Origin of the sequence: Streptomyces sp. NRRL B-1347 (genome assembly GCF_000720325.1) — a bacterium.
GTDB lineage: Bacteria > Actinomycetota > Actinomycetes > Streptomycetales > Streptomycetaceae > Streptomyces.
In genome coordinates, this window is the sequence record NZ_JOJM01000063.1 from 52,852 (window position 1) to 72,289 (window position 19,438).

A 19,438-nucleotide genomic window follows, 5' to 3' on the forward strand; every position below is an offset into this window, starting at 1 on the left:
TTTATCCTGGCGACAGGACATCGGGACACCGGCCGGGGCCGTGACCACAGGCGTCGGCGGCGCGCCGCCGACGGCGGCGCGCGACCGCTCAGTCCGTCGTGTGCCGCGTGACGAACTCCGCCATCGCCTCGACGGTGGGGCGCTCGTAGAGCTCCTGCGTCGGCACCCGGACCGCGAACGTCTCGTCGACCAGGGCGAGCAGGCGCGTGGCCCGGATCGAGTTGCCGCCGAGGTCGAAGAACGAGTCGTCCCTGCCGACCTCCGGGTGGTTCAGGGCGTCCGACCACAGGCCTGCGATCTGCCGCTCCAGGTCGTTCGCGGGCGCCGTGAAGGTGCGCTTGGGCCGGTCGGCGGCCGTGTCGGCGAGCAGTTGGGCGACGTCGACGGCGCCCGCGGCGTCCCTCGGGACGCGGTCCACGCGCACCAGGCGCACCGGGACCGGGCAGTCCCGCACGCTGGGCGCCACGGCCGCGTGCACGGCCTCCGCCTCGACTCCGTCGGCGGTGTAGGCGACGAGCAGCTCACCGATCCGCAGCTGCTCGGGGACCAGCTCGTCCACGATCGCCGGATGGGCGAGGTCGAGGCCGACGATGAGGTAGTGGTGCGGTGTCACGATGCTTTCGGTGAACAGCCGCAGACCGTCGGACGCGTTAATGGAACGGAAACCGCGGCTGCGCGCGGGCGCATCGGACTGATTCTGGTTCATACCGATGCCGGACCACATGCTCCAGGCCAGGCAATGCACCGTACGGCGACGCTCATGATGCCAGTGATCTGCAAATCCGGCCAGGAATCCATTGGCCGCCGCATAGGCGCCGAAGGAATGTCCGCCGAATTCTCCGTTGACGGAGCCGAAGAGCACGAGCGAGGCGTCGGGGCGGGTGCTGAGCACCTGTGCCACCGCGAGCGTGCCCGCGACCTTCGCCCCGTACTGGGCGGCGAACGTCTCCTCGGACTCGGCCGCCACGGTGTGCTGTTCGAGGTCGGCCCACTGCCCCGTGGGGTTGGCCCCCGCCAGATGCAGCGCGCCGTCGAGCGTGCGGCCCCAGCGTGCCTCGGCCGCGGCGACCGCCGCTTCCAGCGCGGCCCCGTCGGTGATGTCGAGCTGCTCGTACACGACGCTGCCGAGCGCGGACAGCTCGGCGAGCCGGGCCGCCTTCTCGCCCTCGGCGGGCGACCTGCCGACGAGCAGGAGGCGCGCTCCGTAGGCGGCGGCGAGGTAGCCGGTGATCTCGTGCGCGATGCCGCCGAGGCCGCCGGTGACCAGGTAGAGGCCGCCCGGGACCAGCGGGGCCGCGGCCGGTGCGGCCTCGTCGGCGACCGGGGCCACCTGCGGCTTGAAGCGCCGGCCCGCGCGCGCGGCGACGATGCCCGTGCCCGTCCGGTCGGCGAGCTCGGTGCGCACGGCCGCGGGCCAGGCGTCGGGGTCGGCCGGCAGGTCGAGCTGGCGGATCACGTGCCCGGGGTTCTCGGCGACGGCGGTCCGCACCAGGGCGGGCAGCGCGCAGGTGCCGAGGTCGACGGCGTCGCCGTCCCGTACGTACACCGCGCCGGAGGTGACCAGGAGCAGCGGCGGGCGGCCGTACGTCCCGTCGGCGAGCGCCCCGACGAGGGCGGAGAGCTCCGCCGTCGCCGCGGTGAGGCGGGCGTGCGGATCGCCGCCGCCCGCCAGCGGCGGGGGCAGGACGTCCGCCGCCGCGGCGGGGGCGGGCAGCTCGCTCCACTGCCGCCGGAACAGCCAGGTGTCCGGCGGTTCCTCGGCCGTGTCGCCGCCGATGGCGCGGTCGGCGAACGTCCCGGCGCGGAACGCGGCGGCGAGCGCGGCCCGTTGGACCTTGCCGCTGCCGGTCTTCGGGAACTCCGCCTCGGTGACGGGCACGAGCAGGTCGGGCGCGATGCCGACCTCGCGGGGCAGCAGGGCGCGCAGCTCCTCGCTGACCCCGGCGAGCGCGTCGGCGTCCCAGCGCACCGGCACGAAGAAGACCACCAGCTGGTCGGAGTCGGCGCCGGGCTCCCGCACCCCGACGGCGGCCGAGAAGGTGACCTTCACGCCCGCGGCCCGCTCCACGACGCTCTCGACCTCGTGCGCCATGTAGTTGATGCCGCGCACGATGATCTGGTCCTTCTTGCGCCCGGCGATCACGACCTCGCCGTCGTGGACGAAGGCGAGGTCGCCGGTGCGGAACCAGCCGTCCTCGTCGAACGCCTCGCGGTTGGCCTCCTCGTTGGCGAAGTAGCCGTGCATCAGCGTCACGCCGCGGATGCGCAGCTCGCCGAGGCGCTCCTCGGGCAGCTCCCGGCCGGAGTCGTCCACGATGCGGAGCTGCACGCCCGGGATGGGGCTGCCGACCGTCGAGAGGACGACCGCTTCCTTGTCGTCGGGGGCGACGTGGCGGACGGTCCCGGTCAGCGACGCGGGGTCGATGGCGACGGTGCCCGCGGCGCGGTCGTCGCGATGCTGCTGGGTGTACGTCACTCCGGAGCAGGTCTCGGACATCCCCCAGGCCGGGCGCATGGCGTCGGCGGCGAGGCCGTGGGGGGCGAGCAGCTCCAGGAACCGGTGGCTGGTCGAGGCGATCACCGGCTCGCCGCCGTTGACGATCTCGCGCAGGCACGACAGGTCCCAGGAGCGGTTGTCGCGGACTTCCTCGGCGTGCTCGTTGACCAGGGCGTAGACGAAGTTCGGCGCCCAGGTGTTGGTCACGCGGTAGCGGTCGACCCAGCCGAGCCAGAGCAGCGGGTCGCCCAGGGCGTGCTCGGTCGTGGCGTTGATGTGCAGGCACCGCGCGAAGACGTCGCGGACGTTGTAGAAGGCGACCGTGACGTGGTCGAACGGCATGTAGATGAGGCTGATGTCGTCGCCGGAGAGGCCGGAGTGCTGGATCACGGCGAGCGACCGGGCGACCAGGCTCGCGTGGGTGTGGTGCACGCACTTGGGCATTCCGGTGCTGCCCGAGGTGAGCAGGTTGAGCGCCGGGGACTCGGGGGTGGCGGGGAACCAGTCGGTGTCGGGCTCGAAGGCCACCAGTTCGGCGACGGTCCGGATGCGCACCTCGGGCTCGCCCCAGAGCTCGCGCACCCCGGCGAGCGCCTCCGCAGTGGCGTCGTCGGTGAGCAGCACGGGCCGCCCGAGCAGCTTCCAGGCGTTGTGCAGCTTGCGGTTGGTCTCGTTCTCCGCCCGGTACGTCGTGGCCACGCCGACCGGGGTCGGTACGAAGCCGCCGAGCACACAGGCCCAGAACGCGGTCAGGAAGGCCTTGTTGTCGTCGAACTGGAACAGCGCGGCGTCCCCCGGGCGCAGGCCCGCGGCGCGGAGTCCGGCCAGGACCCGCTCGGCGTCGGCGAGGAGCTCCGCGTAGCTCTGGAAGACGTCGTCGTGTCCCTTGGTGAGGTAGACCGTCCCCTTGTCAGGGGCTTGTTCGGCCGCCTGCCACAGGGCCTCCTGCAAGGTGGCGGGCGCGCCGTCCGGGGCGTGCACGGGGCCGCCGTACAGAAGGGCGGGCGGGGCGTCGCCGAGGTCCTGCTCCTCCGCCGCGGGCGGCGCGGCCGCGGGGCGCGGGGCGGCCGCCGCCGTCCGCACCCCCTTGCGGGCCACGGCCACGGCGTCGCCGACGCCGGGCACCGTCAGGGCGGCCGCGGTGATCCGCCCGGTGATCTCGTCGAGTGCGCCGATGGCGTCCGGGCTCGTCATGCGGTCCTCCCCGCCACCGCGCCCAGCATCTTCTCGGCGATGGCCGAGACCACGATGTCGGGCGAGTCGAGGAAGTAGAAGTGCCCGCCGGAGTAGAAGCGGAGGGTGAACTCGGCGTTCGTCTGCTCGCGCCAGCCGTCCAGCGAGTCCTTCGGCGCCTGCGGGTCCTCCTCCCCCGCGAGCACGGTGATGGGGCAGTCGAGCGGCGCCTCGGGAGCCGTGCGGTGGCGCTCCCAGAGGCTGAAGTCCGCGCGCAGGACGGGCACGAGGGAGTCCATGACGAACTCGTCGTTCGCGATCTCCTCGTCGATGCCGCCGAGGGTCAGCATCGCGTCGCGGAACTCGTCGTCGGACAGGTCGTGCAGCTGCCGGATCCCGGTGGCGCCGGGGGCCGCCTGCGCGGACAGGAACAGGTGCTCGGGCCCTGTCTGCCCCTTGGCGCGCAGGGCCTTGGCGAGCTCGAAGGCGAGCGCGGCGCCGCAGGAGTGACCGAAGAACGAGTACGAACCGCCGAGCACGGGCCGCAGGGCGTGCGTGAGCACGCTGACCAGCGGGCCGACCTCGCTGAACGGCTCCTCGGCGATGCGGTCCTGGCGGCCGGGCAGCTGCACGGCGACGAGTTCGATCTCGGGCGGCAGGAGGGCGGCCCACTCGGCGTAGGCCGTCGCGCCCGCACCGGCGTGCGGGAAGCAGATCAGCCGGTGCCTGCTCTGCGGCTGCCGGGCGCGCCAGACGTAGGGGGTCTCACCGGCAAGTTCGGGGCTCACTATGGACATGCTGGGTTTCTCCCTAGCTCATCTTGCGCAGTCGGGGGCCGCTCGCTGTGACGATCTCGTCCCAGTGGGCCGCCAGTTCGGCGATGGTCTTGTACTGGAATATCGAGCGGATGGTGAGCTCCACGCCCAGCTCGTTGCGCACCCTGCCGATCAGGCGGGTCGCAAGCAGTGAATTGCCGCCCATGGCGAAGAAGTTGTCGTCGACGCCGACGCTCTCCCGCTGCAGCACCTCGCTGAAGATCCGGGTCAGGAACTCCTCGCGCTCGCTGCCCGCTGCCCGGCCCTGCCGCGGCGCCTCGGCGGCTTCGGGCAGCCGCTTCGCGTCGAGCCGTCCGGTGGCCGTCCTGGGCAGCTCGTCCAGGAGCACGACCGCGCGCGGGACGAGCCGGTGCGGAAGGCGCTGCGCGGCGAAGTCCCGCAGCTCGTCGAGGTCGGGACGGGCGCCGTCCGCGGCGACGACGTAGGCGACCGGTCCGGTGCCCGCGGTGACCACGGTGGCGTCGGCCACGTCGGCGCGGCCCGACAGGACGCCTGCCAGCGCCTGCTGGCCCCCGGCCTGGTCCGCGGTGAGGCCGAGCGGCTCGAATCCGCCGTCGGCGGTGACGCGGGCCCGCAGTCCGGTGCGGTACAGCCGGGCTCCGGCGGGGCCGTAGGGGTCGGCGACGAAGTGCTCGGCGGTGCGGGCGGCGTGCCGGGGGTAGCCGCGCCCGTACTCGCCCGTGACGTACAGCTCGCCGGTGCCGCCGGGCGCGGTGGGGGCGAGCGAGGGGCTGAGGACGCGGGCCCGGGCGGGCTCTGCGACCTGCGGGCGGGCTTCCGGCGCGCCGTCGCGGATCTCGACGGTGCGGCCCGCGACGAGGGCGAGCAGGAGGTCGGCGGCCGGTGTGGCGGGCCCCGTCTCCAGAGCCGCCGCCTCGGCGGCGAAGCCGGGCACGCCGCGCACCAGAGCGGCGTGGGTGACGGCGAGCGCCCGCGGCCTGGCCGTCGCGTCCGCGGCGTACGCCAGCAGGGCGAGCCGGCCGGGAAGCGGACGGACCTGCGGGGCGGCGGGAGCGGCGTCCAGGGCGCTGAGGGGAACCGTGATCCGGGGCAGGGCGCCCCAGCCGCGGTCGTCGGTCTCCTTGTCGACGATGACGGCGCTCACCGCGGCGTCGCGGACGACGGAGCCGGTCCACTCCGCGGAGTCCTCGGCGTCCAGGGGCAGGGCGCAGGCGCCCGCCTTCAGGACGGCGAGCAGGGCGGCCGTGCGGTCCACCGGGTCGACGCAGCAGACGGCCACGACGGAGTCCGGCTCCACGGCGTGCCGCAGGAGTTCACCGGCGAGGCGGTCGGCCCGCTCGTCCAGTTCGCGCCTGGTCGTCACCCCGTCCGCGACGAAGGCCACGGCGTCCGGGGCCTCGGCGACGAGCCGCGCGAACAACTGCGGCACCAGCTCGTCGGAGGCGGCCCGGGCCGCCGCCGGACGGTCCGCGGACGTGCGGGCGTCGGCCTCGGTCGCGCCGATCGCCCCGACCCGGCTGTGGGGGTCGCTGAGGAAGGCCCGCAGCACGCGCAGCAGCCGCTCCGCGACGTCGGCCGCGCCGGCCCGGTCGAAGGCGCCGCGCTGGTACTGCAGGCGCAGGCGCAGCAGCGGGTCCAGCTCGGCCATCACCATGAGCGGGTAGTTCCCGCCCGCGATGTTGCGGAAGGTGGGCACGGGAAGGCCGGCCGCTTCGCTGGCCTCGGAGATGGCAGCGTTATCGAAGGGGTGGGACTGGACCAGGACGAGGGTGTCGAAGAGCGCGTCCAGGCCCGTGGCCTCGTGGATGTCGGCCAGGCCGCAGTCGTCGTGGTCGAGCAGGGCGGCCTGCGAGGCCTGGAGTTCGGTCGCCACCTGGGCGAGGGTCTTGCCCGGTGCGCAGCGCGCGCGGACCGGCACGGTGTTGATGAACAGGCCGACCGTGTCGGCCACGCCCGCGAGCGTGGGCGGGCGGCCGGAGACCGTGGCACCGAACAGCACGTCGGTGCGGCCGGTGAGTTCCCCGAGGACCACGGCCCAGGCCGCCTGGACGACGTTGCTGGGCGTGCTGCCGGTCTCCGCGGCCCGCCGGACGAGCGCGCGGGCCTCGTCGGGCGCCAGCGCGAGGTCGAGCTCGCCGAAGCCGCTGTCGCCGCCCTCGGTCTCCGCGGGCACGAGCAGCGTCGGCTCGTCGATTCCTTCGAGGGCGTCGGTGTGGGCGCGTACCGACAGCTTTCGCTGCGCGTCGTCGCGGCGCTGGAGGTGGCCGAGGAACTCCTTGAAGGACGGTGCCTTGGTCAGGGCGGACGCGTCGGCGTACAGCCACAGCAGCTCGCGCAGCAGGATCGGCTCGGACCAGCCGTCGAAGAGGACGTGCTGGGCGGTGAGGACCAGTTCGGTGCGGTCGGCCCCGACGTGCGCCAGGGTCATCCGCAGCAGCGGCGGCTCGGTGGTGTCGAAGGTCGTGGTGCGCTCCTCGGTGAGGAAGGACTCGAACGCGTCCTCCGTCACGCTCACTTCGCGCCACGGCAGGGTCACGCCCGAGACGACGAGCTGCACCATGTCGCCGGAGACGTCGGGCACGTAGGCGGTGCGCAGGCTCGCGTGCCGGTCGAGCAGGGCCTGGCCCGCCGCCCGCATCCGCGCCGCGTCCACCGGCCCGTCGAAGCCGAAGAGCAGCTGCACCTGGTACATGTCCACGCCGGTGCCCGCCAGCTTGGAGTGGTGCAGCAGACCGGCCTGCAGATCGGTCAGCGGCCACACGTCGGCCAGGCCCGGGTACTGCTTCTCCCAGGTCTCCAGCTCGCCCTGCGAGACGTTGACCAGCGGCACGTCCGACGGCGTCAGACCGCCCGCGCCGGGGGCGGACGCGTGCCGCACCAGGGCTTCCAGGGCGGACTGCCACAGCTCGGCCAGTTCGCCGACCTCGGCCGGCGTGAGGACCCCGGTCGGGGCGCCGAAGACCGCGCCCAGGCGCGGTCCCGCCGCGGTGTCGGTGACCATCGCGTTGATGTCCACCTCGCACAGCGCGGGCATGGCCGGGTCGTGCCCGGCGTCCAGCTCGGCCAGTTCGGTGAAGTCCGCGGCGTCCGACGTCTGGGTGAAGCCGAGCTCGTCGGGCAGGTCGCCGGTGGCGAAGCGGCCCAGGTAGTTGAAGCCGATCTGGCCGAGGCCGCGCGGGCGCAGCGCCTGTGCGGTCTCGGGGTTGAGGTACCTCAGGAGGCCGTAGCCCAGGCCCTTGTCGGGCAGGGCGAGCAGCTGCTCCTTGACCGCCTTGATGACGGCGCCCGCGGCCGGGCCGGAGGCGAAGGCGTCCTCGACGTCGATCCCGGACAGGTTGAGGCGGACCGGGAAGAAGCTGGTGAACCAGCCGACGGTGCGCGAGAGGTCGGCGCCGGGCACCGACTCCTCCTCGCGCCCGTGCCCTTCGAGGCGCAGCAGCGTCGACGGCTCCTCGACGCCGCGCGTGCGGCGCCAGCGGGCCACGGCCATCGCCAGGGCGGCGAGCAGCACGTCGTTGACGCCGCCGCGGAAGGCCGCGGGGACGGAGGTGAGGAGGGCTTCGGAGGCGGCGCTCGGCAGCACCACGCGCACCTTCTCGACGGTGGACTGCACGTCCACGGCCGGGTCGAGGCGCCGGGTGCCCAGGACCGGGTCGGGTCCGTCGAGGATCGAGGTCCACTGGGCGAGCTCGGCCACCCGCTCCGGCCTGCCCGCCTCCTCCACGAGGGCGTGCGCCCAGCGTCGTACGGAGGTCGCGGGGGCGGTCAGCTTCGGTGTCTCGCCAGCGCGCACCTGCTGCCAGGCGGCGGCGAGGTCGGGCATCAGGATCCGCCAGGACACGCCGTCGACGACCATGTGGTGCAGGCCGACCAGGAGTCGTCCGGGGCCGGTGGGCGGCTTGAACCAGACGAACTGCGCGAGGGTCCCGGCCACCGGGTCGAGGCGGCCCGCCAGGTCCTGGAGCTCGGTGACGAGCAGGGTCCGCCAGGACTCGCCCGACCACCGGCCGTCGCAGGAGACCGTGCGGATCAGCGGGTCCGCGGCCACGGAGCCGGGCGGGGTGACGAGCAGTCCGTCGGGCCGCAGCCGCGCGCGCAGCAGGTCGTGCCGGTCGAGGACCGCGGTCAGGGTCGCGGCCAGGCCGTCCCGGTCGATGTCGTGCGGCAGCTCCAGGACCACGGCCTGGAGCAGGGAGTCGAAGCCGGGGCCGTTCTCCAGGATCCAGTGCGCCACCGGCATGAGCGGCATGTGGCCCACTCCGCCGCCGTCGAGCTCGGCCAGGACGGGGCCGGTGTCCCCGGTGTCGGCGGCGGCGACGCCGGCGAGTTCGGCCACGGTCCGGTGCTCGAACACCTGCCGCGAGGTGACCAGGACGCCCTGGGCCTTGGCCCGCGACACGACCTGGATGGACTGGATGCTGTCGCCGCCGAGGGCGAAGAAGTCGTCGTCGACGCCGACGCGGGGCTGGCCGAGGACCTCGGCGAAGACAGCCGTCAGGACCTCCTCGGTCCCGGTGCGCGGCGCGCGGTAGGCGGTGCTGGTGAAGCGCGGCTCCGGGAGGGCGGCCCGGTCCAGCTTCTCGTTCGGGGTCAGCGGGAACCGGTCGAGCACCATGAGGGCGACCGGAACCATGAACTCCGGAAGTCGCTGCGCGATGAACTCGCGCAGCTCGGCGGGGAAGTCCGCCGGGTCCGGCGCGGGCGCGCCGTCCTGGGAGAGGACCACGTAGCCGAAGAGCTGCTTGGCCGCGTCGCTCGCGCCGATCTGACGGGCGATCACGGCGGCGTGGGCGACCGCCGGATGGGCGAGCAGGGCCGCCTCGATCTCGCCGAGCTCGATCCGGTAGCCGCGCACCTTGACCTGGTGGTCGGCGCGGCCCTGGTACACGAGCTCGCCGTCCGCGTTCTGGATCACCAGGTCGCCGGTGCGGTACATCCGTTCGCCGGCGGGGCCGAAGGGGCTGGCCACGAACCGGTCCGAGGTCAGCGGGCCACGGCGCAGATAGCCGCGGGCGACGCCTGCACCCGCGACGTACAGCTCGCCGATGGCACCGGGCTCCACGGGCTGCAGCCGCTCGTCGAGGACGTAGCCCTCGAGGGTGTCGAAGAGCTGCCCGATGGGCACCTCCTCGTCCGGCTTGGCGACGGCGGGGTCGACCTGGTGGCTGGTGGTGAAGACGGTGGTCTCGGTCGGCCCGTAGCCGTTCACGACGACCGTGTCGGGGCAGGCCTCCAGGGCCCGCGCGACGGACTGCGGCGAGACGCGGTCGCCGCCGACCCACACCTCGTGGAGGCCGGTCAGGCAGCTCGCGTCCTCCTCCACCAGGAGGTTGAAGAGCGCGCTGGTGAGCCAGACGACCGTGACGCCGTGCCGGGCCACCTGGCCGGCGAGGACGGCGGGGGTGAGGTCCGGGGACGGCTCGACGACGACGGCGCCGCCGTTGAGGAGCGGCACCCAGATCTCCAGGACGGAGGCGTCGAAGGCCATCGGCGAGTGCAGCAGCATCCGCATGCCGTGGTGCCAGCGCTGGTCCTGGGCCAGGGCCGCCACATCGCGGTGGGTGACGCCGATGCCCTTGGGCCTGCCGGTCGAACCGGAGGTGTAGATCACGTACGAGAGCGTCAGCGGGTGCACGACGACGTCGACGGCCCCGGCTCCGGCGTCGGCGAGCTCGGCCACGTCCACGGTGCGGTAGGAGCTGCTGAGGCGCTGCACGTCGGCCCCGGTGCTCACCAGGAGGACGGGCTGGGCGTCGCTCAGCATCAACTCGACGCGCTCTACGGGGTAGTCGGGGTCGAGCGGCAGATAGGCGGCGCCCGCCTTCAGTACGGCGAGGACGGCCACGACCGTCTCCGGCGACCGCGGCAGCGCGACCGCGACGAGCGACTCGGGCAGCACGCCGCGCGCCACGAGGCCCGCGGCCAACACGTCGGACCTGGCGTCGAGTTGCTCGAAGGTCAGGGTCTCGGGTCCGGAGACCACGGCGAGCGCGTCGGGAGTCCGCCGGACCTGCTGGGCGAACAGCTCGAGCACCGTCGTGTCGAGGATCCGTCCGGCCGCACCATCCTTGGTCGTCAGCGGACGGTTTCGCTCCAGCGGAGCATGCACATCCATCACCCCACACAGACAAATGGATCGAAGAAGTGGTTCGGATCAGGCCGTCACCCGCGATGACCGGGCGGGGAATATCCCCGGGCGCATCGGCGCCGGTGAATTCCTGACGCGTCGCCCAAGCCTCCCGGCCTGCGCACACACCCTCATGCCTGCGCCCTGCCGGGGTCAAGCAATGAAGAGTCCCTGGCAGGGCGTTGCGAGACGGCCCGCGTGTCCCGTCTACAGGACATCCGATTGGCCTCCGGCGATGCGGCCCGCGGGCAGGTCGGGCGCGGCTCGAACAGCGTTCACGGAAAGCCGCGGAAGAGCAATCGCCGGGCATCTGCCGGGTGTTTCCCCCGCGTTGCCCGGCGAGCTCGCGCGCACCTCCACGAAGGAGGCTCTTCGGCACAGGGGTCGATGTCCGGCGGCCCGGCCCGTAGTGTTCTGCACCACACGTGCGGGGGCCCGACTTTCCCCTTCCATGGGGTGCGAAACCCGGGAAGTGCGCGCACCGGCAATTCCCCGCACCCGCCCGCACGTCATTCACCGGCAGCTCGCCCGTGCGACGCCCCCGTGTCCTGTGGACAGGACATCCGAGATGCCGCGAAGCGGTCTTGTCAGGCACTCTTTCCCTGCTTGACCCCGGCAGGGCGCAGGCATGAGGGTGTGTGCGCAGGCCGGGAGCCTTGGGCGACGCGTCCGGAATTCCACCGGCGGTACGCCCGGGGATATTCCCCGCCCAACTCACCGCGGGCGACGGCCTGATCCGAACCACTTCTTCCGATCCATTCGTCTGTGCGGGGTGATGGACGTGCGCGATCTGCCCGGGCTGCCCGACGCCGGGGCGACCTCGTGGCCGGCCGACCGCCCCGCAGCACGCACCTCTGTGGAGTTCTCATGGCGACGGCAGTGATCAGCGGCGGCACCCGGGGCATCGGACTGACGCTGAGCTTGCGCCTGTGCGCCCTGGGCCACCGGGTGCTCGCCCTCTACCGGAGCGACGAGACCGCGGCCAAAGAGGCGGCGGAGGCGGGCGAGGGAAACATCGTGCCCGTCCGCGTCGACGTCGGCAGGCCCGCCGAGATCCGCGACGCCTGCGCGCGGATCCTCGACGAGCACGGCGCCCCCCGGATCCTGGTGAACAACGCCGGGGTCAACCGCGACCGGTCCTTCCTCTCGATGACCGAAGAGGACTGGGACCAGGTCGTCGCGACCAATCTGTCCGGTCCTTTCCATCTCAGCCAGGCACTGGCGCCCGCCATGATCGAGGCCGGCGGCGGCTCCATCGTCAATATCGGTGCCACCACGGCGATCCGCCCGCGGGCGAACGGCGCCAACTACTGCGCCAGCAAGGCGGGGCTGCTCCAGCTCACCAAGTGCATGGCCCTTGAACTGGCTCCGCATATCCAGGTCAACGCCCTGCTCCCCGGTTTTACCGACACCCCGGAAGTCACCGAGCGCTACCGGCTCGACGTGCCGGAACGGCGCGCGGCCGTCATCGACTCCATTCCCCAGAAGCGGATCGGCACCCCGCAGGACATCGCCGACGCTCTCGAATTCCTTGTGACGTCGCGATCGGCCTACATCACGGGGCAGCAGCTCATCGTGGACGGCGGCCACTTTATGGGGTGAAACCCCGGCGCGAACTCAGGTGCGCGCCCCCTACGTGAACTCCCCTCGCCTAAGGAGCGAAAAGAACCATGCGTCTGACCCAGGAGCAGTTGGAGCAGTACCGGGACAACGGTTTCCTACTCCTCGATTCCCTGCTGGACGAGAACGAGGTGGACCGGCTGCGTACGGCGTTCCAGCGCGACTGCAACACGCCGGGGCCGCACCGCATCATCGAGGACGGCGGCGACGAGGTGCGCGCGGTCTACTCCTCGCACCTCCGGCAGGCCGAATACGCCCGCCTCATGCGGGACCCGCGCATCCTGGTCCCCGCCCAGCAGCTGCTCACCGACGACGTGTACGTCTACCAGTTCAAGATCAACGCCAAGCCCGCCTTCGGCGGCGACAAGTGGGCCTGGCACCAGGACTTCCTCGCCTGGCAGATCTCCGACAACCTGCCCGCCCCGGTCCAGGTCAACGTGGGCGTCTTCCTCGACGACGTCACCGAGTTCAACGGCCCCGTCATCTTCCTGCCCGGTTCGCACCGCGACGGCCTCGTGCACGAGGGCCGCAAGGAGGAGCGGAAGTCCAGCCAGCACCTGGACCCGGACGACATCTCGCTCTCCCCGAAGCAGCTGGCCGCCCTCGTCGACCGGCACGGCATGACCAGCCCGAAGGGCCCGGCCGGGTCCGTGGTGCTCTTCTCCTCGGAGATCGTGCACGGTTCGGCCCCCAACATGTCGCCGTTCGCCCGCCGTCTGCTCATCGCGACGTACAACGAGGTCAGCAACCTGCCGAGCTGGCCCGGCGAGTCCCGCCCCGACTACGTGGTGTGCCGCGACTCGACGCCGCTCGCCCCCCTCGACGGCACCTTCCTCGACGACCTCGAAGAGGTGACCGTATGACCGCCCGCACCGGCCGCGGCGTCGTCCTGGAGGAGTTCGGCAAGCCCCTGGCGCTGCGCGAGTACCCGCTGCCCGCGGCCCCGGCGCGCGGCATGATCGTCGCCTGTGGCTACGGCGGCATCTGCGGCACCGACCTGCATCTGCACCAGGGCCACCTGCCGATCCCCACCCCGCTCGTCCTCGGCCACGAAGGCCTCGGCGTGATCCGGGAGCTGGGCGAGGGCCTGACGCACGACGCCCTCGGCGCCGAGCTCAAGCCCGGCGACTCCGTCATGTGGGCCTCGTCCATCGCCTGCGGGACCTGTCCCCCGTGCCGGATCCACCGCGAGCCGACGCTGTGCGAGAACCGCCGTACGTACGGGGTCAACCGCTCCACCGTGGACGGCCCGGAGCTGTCCGGCTCGTGGGCGGACCACATCGTCCTGCAGGAGGGCACCACCGTCGTCAAGGCGGCCGAGGGCGTCGACCCGCTCGCCGCGATGTCGCTCGCCTGCGCGGGCCCCACCGTCGTGCACGCCCTGTACGAGCGCCGCCCGGTGCGGCTCGGTGAGGTCGTCGTCGTCCAGGGCAGCGGCCCGGTCGGCCTCGCGGCCGCCGCGTTCGCCCAGATCTCCGGGGCCGCCAAGGTCATCGTCATCGGCGGCCCGGCCGAGCGCCTCGAAGCCGCGGCGCGGGCCGGCATCGGCGACGTCCACCTGAACATCGCCGACGCCACGGACCCGGACCACATCCTCAACGAGGTGCGCGCGCTCACCGGCGGCCAGGGCGCCGACCTCGTCATCGAGTGCGCCGGGGTCCCGCAGGCCGTCGCCCAGGGCCTGTACCTGGCCCGCAGGGGCGGCACCTACCTGGTCATCGGCCAGTACACGGACGCCGGTGACACCCTGGTCAACCCGCACCAGATCGTCTACCGCCAGCTCGACGTCATCGGCTCCTGGGCCTTCACCGGAGCGCACCTCGTCGAGTACGTGCGGCTGCTGCCCACGCTGGCCGCCCGGTTCGACCTGGCGAGCCTGGTGACGGCCTTCCCGCTCGACCGGCACGCGGACGCCCTGGCCGCGGTCGCCGACGGATCGGTCATGAAGGCGGTCCTCACGAGCTGACCCACCCCCACGAGGGCAGCGCCGCCCCGCTCGCCCTCGGGTGCTCGGGGCGCCGGACCTCCGCTCCACATCGGACGGTCCGGCACCCCATCCCCCCACAAAGCCGTATCCCCCGGCCGCCTACCGGCGACCGGGGGATTCGGCTCGTGCGGCCCGGAGGATCAGTCGTCCGTCACGGTGATCGCCTGGGCCGGGCAGGCGCGGGTGGCCTCGACCACGTCGTCCTCCAGGTCCGCGGGCGGACGCCCTTCCAGGAGGACGACCCGGCCGGTCATCTCGTCCTGGTCGAAGACGTCGGGGACGGACAGGACGCACTGGCCCGCCCCGACACAGGACTGTTCATCGACGGTGATGTGCACGATTTCTCCGTTCGGCTCCGGTCGGTTCCGGCTCATGCGTGAGAGGGCCCCGGCCGCCACGGCATTCGGCTCCGCCGGTCCCGTCGACGGGACAGCCGGAACGCGACCGGGTTCTGTCGAAAATGACGCGTCGAGAATCGCGCATCGAGGTCGGCCACGGCAATGCGCAGGCAGTGTTCCGAGGAATACCTCGGAACTATGGCACGGCGCGGACGGTCCCGACAGACTCGAACCACGCCGGACGAAACAGGGAGTAGGCACGCATGAATCCGTTGTCGCTTGCGCAGCGCCGACAGTGGCTCGTCCACCGAATTCAGGGCCCGTCGGCCATGCACAACATTCCGTTGGTGCTGCGGATGACCGGAGCCCTCGAAACGGCCGCCCTCGTGCGCGCCGTCAGGGACGTCGTGGCCCGTCACGAAGGGTTGCGCACGATATGCGCCGAGGACGCCGACGGAGTTCCCGGTCGGCGCGTGGTGCCCGATGCGGAGATCGGCCTCGATATTCCCGTGGTCGAAGTGGCGCCCGACGAGGTGGCCGATGAGATTTCCGCGCGGGTTTCCCATCGCTTCGATCTGACCACGGACATTCCGGTACGCGCCGCTGTCGTACGGTCCGCTCCCGAGGAACACGTACTCGTCCTGGTGACGCACCGCATCGCCGCGGACGAGGAATCGCTGCGGCCGCTGGCCGACGATCTCGCGACCGCTTGTGCCGCGCGCCGGGAAGGCGTCGCACCGGTCTGGCCCGACTCGCCTGTTCCCTATGCGGAATTCGCCCGGTGGGAGCAGAAGTTCCTGGAGGAGGAGAGCGGGCCGGACGGCGCCTTCGCGCGCGACACCGCCTTCTGGCGCGCCGAACTCGCGGGCGCGCCCGCGCCGTTGCCGCTGCCCGCGGACCGGCCGCGGCCGCCGGAGGCGAGCCACCGCGCGGGCCGGGTCCCGCTGGTCGTGGACGAGGAGCTCGCCGCGGCGGTGACCGGCCTCGCCGAGCGGCGCGGGGTGCCCGCCGACGCGGTCCTTCGCGCCGCCCTCGCGGTGGTCCTGCACCAGCTGGGCAGCGGCGCCGACATCCCCATCGGCTCGTCCGCCGCGGGGCGCCCCGACGCGGCCTGGGCGCGCTGTGTGGGCCCCTTCGAGGACGCCTGGGTGCTCAGGGCGGACCTGAGCGGCAACCCGGCCTTCACCGACCTCCTCGATCAGGTGCGCCGCAGGACGGCGGCCGCCGAGGCCCACCGGGACCTGCCGTTCGCCGGCCTGGTGGAGGCGCTCGCCCCGCAGCGCTCGCTGGCCCACCACCCGCTGTTCCAGGTGGTGTTCGACCTGCGCGAGGGTCCGGCACCCACCGTCGCGCTGCCCGGCGTGAGCGTGACCGCGTGGCCCGCGCCGCTGGACAGCACGCCCTACGACCTGGCGCTGCGGCTGCGCGCCGCGGCGGACGGCGCGGCGCTGCACGGCACGGTCGAGTACGCCGCCGACCTGTTCGACGCCGACGGCGCGGAGTACCTGGCGGCCTGCTACCTCCGCGCGCTGCGGCACGTGACCGCGGACCCCGCGGTGCGGGTGGGCGCGGTCGACGTCCTCGACGAGGCCGAACGGCAGCGGCTGCTCGTGGACTTCGTGAACACCGCGGCCCCCACCCCGCCGGTGACGATCCCGCAGCTGGTGGCGCCGCAGTTCGCCGCGGCCCCGGACGCCGTGGCGGTGGTCTGCGGGGACGTGTCGCTGACGTACCGCGAACTGGACGAGCGCACCGACCGGCTCGCCCGCACGCTGCTCGCCGCCGGGGTCGGCCCGGAGTCGGTGGTGGGCCTGGCCCTGCCGCGCTCCGCCGACCTGGTGGTGGCGCTCCTCGGCATCCTGAAGTCCGGCGCCGGATATCTGCCGATCGACCCCCGCTACCCCAGCCGCCGCCTCGGCCATCTGCTCCAGGACGCCGCGCCGGGCCTGATCCTCACCGACGCCGAGACCGTGCGGACGCTGCCGGAGCACGACATCACGTGCTGCCTGATCGAAGAGCTGGGCCTCGACGAGCCCACCGGGGACGGCTCCGGCGTGATCCACGCGCAGCCGCTGCGGCCCGACAACCTCGCCTATCTGATGTACACCTCCGGCTCGACGGGCACCCCGAAGGGCGTGGCCCTCTCGCACGCCAACATCGTCAACGGCGTGATCCGCCTTGCCGCCACCGTGCACATGCGGCCCGGCGCGCGGATGCTGGCGAGCAGCTCCATCAACTTCGACGTCTCGGTGTTCGAGGTGTTCACCGCGCTGAGCACCGGCGCCACCGTCGAGGTCGTCCGGGACGTGCTGGAGCTCGGCGAGCGCGGGCAGTGGTCGGGCACGGTCCTGCACACGGTCCCTTCGGTGTTCGCCGAGGTCCTGGAGCGGCTCCAGGGGCGCCTGACCGTGGACACGGCGGTGTTCGCCGGGGAGAAGCTCACGGCGGCCCTGGCCGACCAGGTGCGGGCGGCGCTCCCGGACACGACCCTGGTCAACGCCTACGGCCAGACGGAGAGCTTCTACGCCACCACGTTCACCGTGCCCGACGGCTGGCGCGGCGAGGGCGGCGTGCCCATCGGAACGCCGCTGGGCAACATGCGCACCTACGTGCTCGGCCCCGGCCTGGTGCCGGTCCCGCAGGGCGTGGCGGGCGAGCTGTTCGTGGCGGGCGCGGTGGGCCGCGGCTACCACGCCAGGCCGGGGCAGACCGCGGAGCGCTTCCTGGCCGACCCGTTCGGCCCTGCGGGCGAGCGGATGTACCGCACCGGCGACCTGGCCCGGTGGAACGCCGAAGGGCAGCTGGAGCTCCTCGGGCGCGACGACGGCCAGATGAAGCTGCGCGGCATCCGCATCGAGCCCGCCGAGATCGAGGGCGCCCTGGTCACGCACCCCGACATCGTCCAGGCCGTGGTCACGCTCCGGCCCGCGGCGGGCTCGGGCGGCGGTGCGCTCGTCGCCTATGTGGTGCCGGCCGAGCCGGGCGGCACGGCGGCGGCCGGGCTGACCTCGCGGGTGCTTCGGCGCTACGTGGTCGACCGGCTGCCCACCTTCATGATCCCGTCCGCGTTCGTGGTCCTGGACCGGCTGCCGCTGGCCCCGAACGGGAAGCTGGACCGGGCGGCGCTGCCCGCTCCGCGCCGCGGCGCGGGCAGCGCGGGCGACGCCGACGCGGGCCGGACGCCGCGCACCGGGCGGGAGGGCGCCCTGGCCGACCTGTTCGCGGAGTTGCTCCAGCGGGAGGAGGTCGGCGTCGACGACAACTTCTTCGACCTCGGCGGGACGTCGGAGCTCGCGGTGCGGCTGAGCGGGCGGGCGCGCGCGGAGCTCGGCCTGCGGGTGCCGGTGCGGGCGGTGTTCCAGGCGCCGACCCCGGCGCTGCTCGCCGAGCACCTCGGCGCCGCGTAGCCGAAGGATCCGGACAGCGCCAGGGCCCGCCCCCGCATCTCGGGGGCGGGCCCTGGCGTTACCGGATCCCGTGGGTCTGAGGCGGCGGTCAGGAGGCCTGTCCGGCCAGCTCCCGTTGCCGCTCGTGCTCGTCGGTGGTGGTCGGCATGCCCCGGGTGGCGTGCCGCAGGAACGGCGGGGCCATCATCGAGGTGACCACGGCGATCAGCACCACGATCGTGAAGGTGGCGGTGGTCAGGACACCGAGGTTGAGTCCGACGGTGGCGATGACGATCTCCACGACACCACGGGCGTTGAGACCGGCGCCGATGGCAAGGCCCTCATGGTGGTCGAGCCTGCCCATGCGGGCGCCGATGTAACCGCCCGCGAACTTGGCCAGGGTGGCGATGAGCAGGGTCACCACCGCGGCAAGGAGCACCGTGGGCCGGGTCAGCGCGCCCAGGTCGACCTGGAGTCCCGCGGTGGCGAAGAACAGCGGGGCGAGCGTCGACATCACGAACGTACGCATGGAGTCGAGGGAACGGCGGGCGGTGACGCCGAGCGAGCTGATCACGATGCCGCAGAGGAAGGCGCCCAGGATCGGCTCCATGTCCAGGGCGAGCGTGCCCGCGGAGGACAGCAGGATCATCACGGCGATCGCGGCGACGCTGACGTCCGACTGCGGCGAGCGGTCGGTGTACTGGAGCACCTTGCGGGCCACCGGCCGGGCCACCAGGAGCGTGCAGGCGAGGACCGCGATCAGATAGCCGACGGACTCCAGGACCAGGCCCGTGTGCAGACCGCGGGTGGCCATCGCGGCGACGATCGACAGGAGCATCCAGCCGACGATGTCGCTGATCGCGGCAGCGCCGATGATGAGCTGGCCGACGTTGCGGTGCAGCAGGTCCATGTCGAGCAGGGTCTTGGCGATCACCGGGAGCGCGCTGACCGCGATCGCGACGCCCACGAACAGGGCGAAGGTGCCGCGCTCGGCGTCGGGGGCCATCAGCGACTCCGGCATGAGGAAGCCGAGCCCCACCCCCAGGGCCAGCGGCAGGAGCACGCTGCCCACGCTGACGTACCCGATCACCTTGCTCTTGCGGCGGAGCAGTCCGACGTCGATGTGGGCGCCCGTGATGCCGACGAGCAGCAGCACGCCCAACTGCGCCACCGCGGCCAGCAGGTGCATCTGCGCCGCGTCGTGCGGGAGCAGCCAGTCACGGAGGTCGGGCAGCAGGTTCCCGAACACCGAAGGGCCGAGCAGCACGCCCGCGGACAGCTCACCGACCACGCGGGGCAGGCGGAGCCAGGTCGCGAGCCTGCCGAGGAGTACCGCGACACCGAGGAGCAGTCCGACCTGCAGCAGGAAGACCAGCATCTGATGGTGGCTGATCGCGGGAAGAGGCGCTTGGGACAGCACCATCGGGATTCCTCTCGAGGAAGGGAACGAAGGGGGACGGGCGCCCGGGGTGGAACACGTGGGGACAGGGCGGCGGACGGGGAACAGCAGAAG

Annotated in this window: 9 protein-coding genes; 4 read left to right on the forward strand and 5 right to left on the reverse strand. The window is 73.0% G+C overall.

The window, feature by feature from the left end; genetic code table 11:
- Positions 1-88 precede the first annotated feature (88 nt).
- The 3 genes from IG74_RS0135800 to IG74_RS0135810 are packed head-to-tail and all read right to left on the reverse strand — an operon-like array spanning position 89 to position 10,582.
- The gene (locus IG74_RS0135800; protein WP_030685862.1) at positions 89-3,691 is read right to left on the reverse strand and encodes an SDR family NAD(P)-dependent oxidoreductase; all 3,603 of its coding nucleotides are present in this window, start codon (positions 3,689-3,691) and stop codon (positions 89-91) included.
- Positions 3,688-4,467: a thioesterase II family protein gene (locus tag IG74_RS0135805; RefSeq protein ID WP_030685863.1), complete on the reverse strand. Its 780-nt coding sequence runs from the start codon at positions 4,465-4,467 to the stop codon at positions 3,688-3,690. Before IG74_RS0135805 ends, IG74_RS0135800 begins: the two co-directional genes overlap by 4 nt.
- A 13-nt stretch (positions 4,468-4,480) precedes the next feature.
- A complete protein-coding gene (locus tag IG74_RS0135810; protein ID WP_078869319.1) occupies positions 4,481-10,582 on the reverse strand; it encodes a non-ribosomal peptide synthetase in 6,102 nt (2,033 codons plus the stop codon).
- An 879-nt stretch (positions 10,583-11,461) separates the two neighbouring features.
- On the opposite strand from IG74_RS0135810, the gene IG74_RS0135815 reads away from it, so the two are divergent.
- The 3 genes from IG74_RS0135815 to IG74_RS0135825 all read left to right on the forward strand — a co-directional run bounded on the left by IG74_RS0135815 (position 11,462) and on the right by IG74_RS0135825 (position 14,180).
- The gene (locus IG74_RS0135815; RefSeq protein WP_030685865.1) at positions 11,462-12,196 is read left to right on the forward strand and encodes an SDR family NAD(P)-dependent oxidoreductase; all 735 of its coding nucleotides are present in this window, start codon (positions 11,462-11,464) and stop codon (positions 12,194-12,196) included.
- Positions 12,197-12,264: 68 nt separating this feature from the next.
- The gene (locus IG74_RS0135820) at positions 12,265-13,077 is read left to right on the forward strand and encodes a phytanoyl-CoA dioxygenase family protein (protein ID WP_051856115.1); all 813 of its coding nucleotides are present in this window, start codon (positions 12,265-12,267) and stop codon (positions 13,075-13,077) included.
- Positions 13,074-14,180 carry a zinc-binding dehydrogenase gene (locus tag IG74_RS0135825; RefSeq protein ID WP_030685867.1) on the forward strand — a complete coding sequence of 369 codons (1,107 nt, stop codon included), beginning with the start codon at positions 13,074-13,076 and terminating at the stop codon, positions 14,178-14,180. Before IG74_RS0135820 ends, IG74_RS0135825 begins: the two co-directional genes overlap by 4 nt.
- Positions 14,181-14,341: 161 nt before the next feature.
- On the opposite strand, the gene IG74_RS0135830 is transcribed toward IG74_RS0135825, so the two are convergent.
- A complete protein-coding gene (locus tag IG74_RS0135830) occupies positions 14,342-14,539 on the reverse strand; it encodes a ferredoxin (protein ID WP_030685868.1) in 198 nt (65 codons plus the stop codon).
- A 263-nt stretch (positions 14,540-14,802) separates the two neighbouring features.
- Between IG74_RS0135830 and IG74_RS0135835 the strand changes: the two genes are divergently transcribed.
- Positions 14,803-17,946: a non-ribosomal peptide synthetase gene (locus IG74_RS0135835; protein WP_078869321.1), complete on the forward strand. Its 3,144-nt coding sequence runs from the start codon at positions 14,803-14,805 to the stop codon at positions 17,944-17,946.
- A gap of 88 nt (positions 17,947-18,034) precedes the next feature.
- On the opposite strand, the gene IG74_RS0135840 is transcribed toward IG74_RS0135835, so the two are convergent.
- Positions 18,035-19,348 carry a cation:proton antiporter gene (locus tag IG74_RS0135840; RefSeq protein ID WP_030685871.1) on the reverse strand — a complete coding sequence of 438 codons (1,314 nt, stop codon included), beginning with the start codon at positions 19,346-19,348 and terminating at the stop codon, positions 18,035-18,037.
- Between the last annotated feature and the right edge of the window lie 90 nt (positions 19,349-19,438).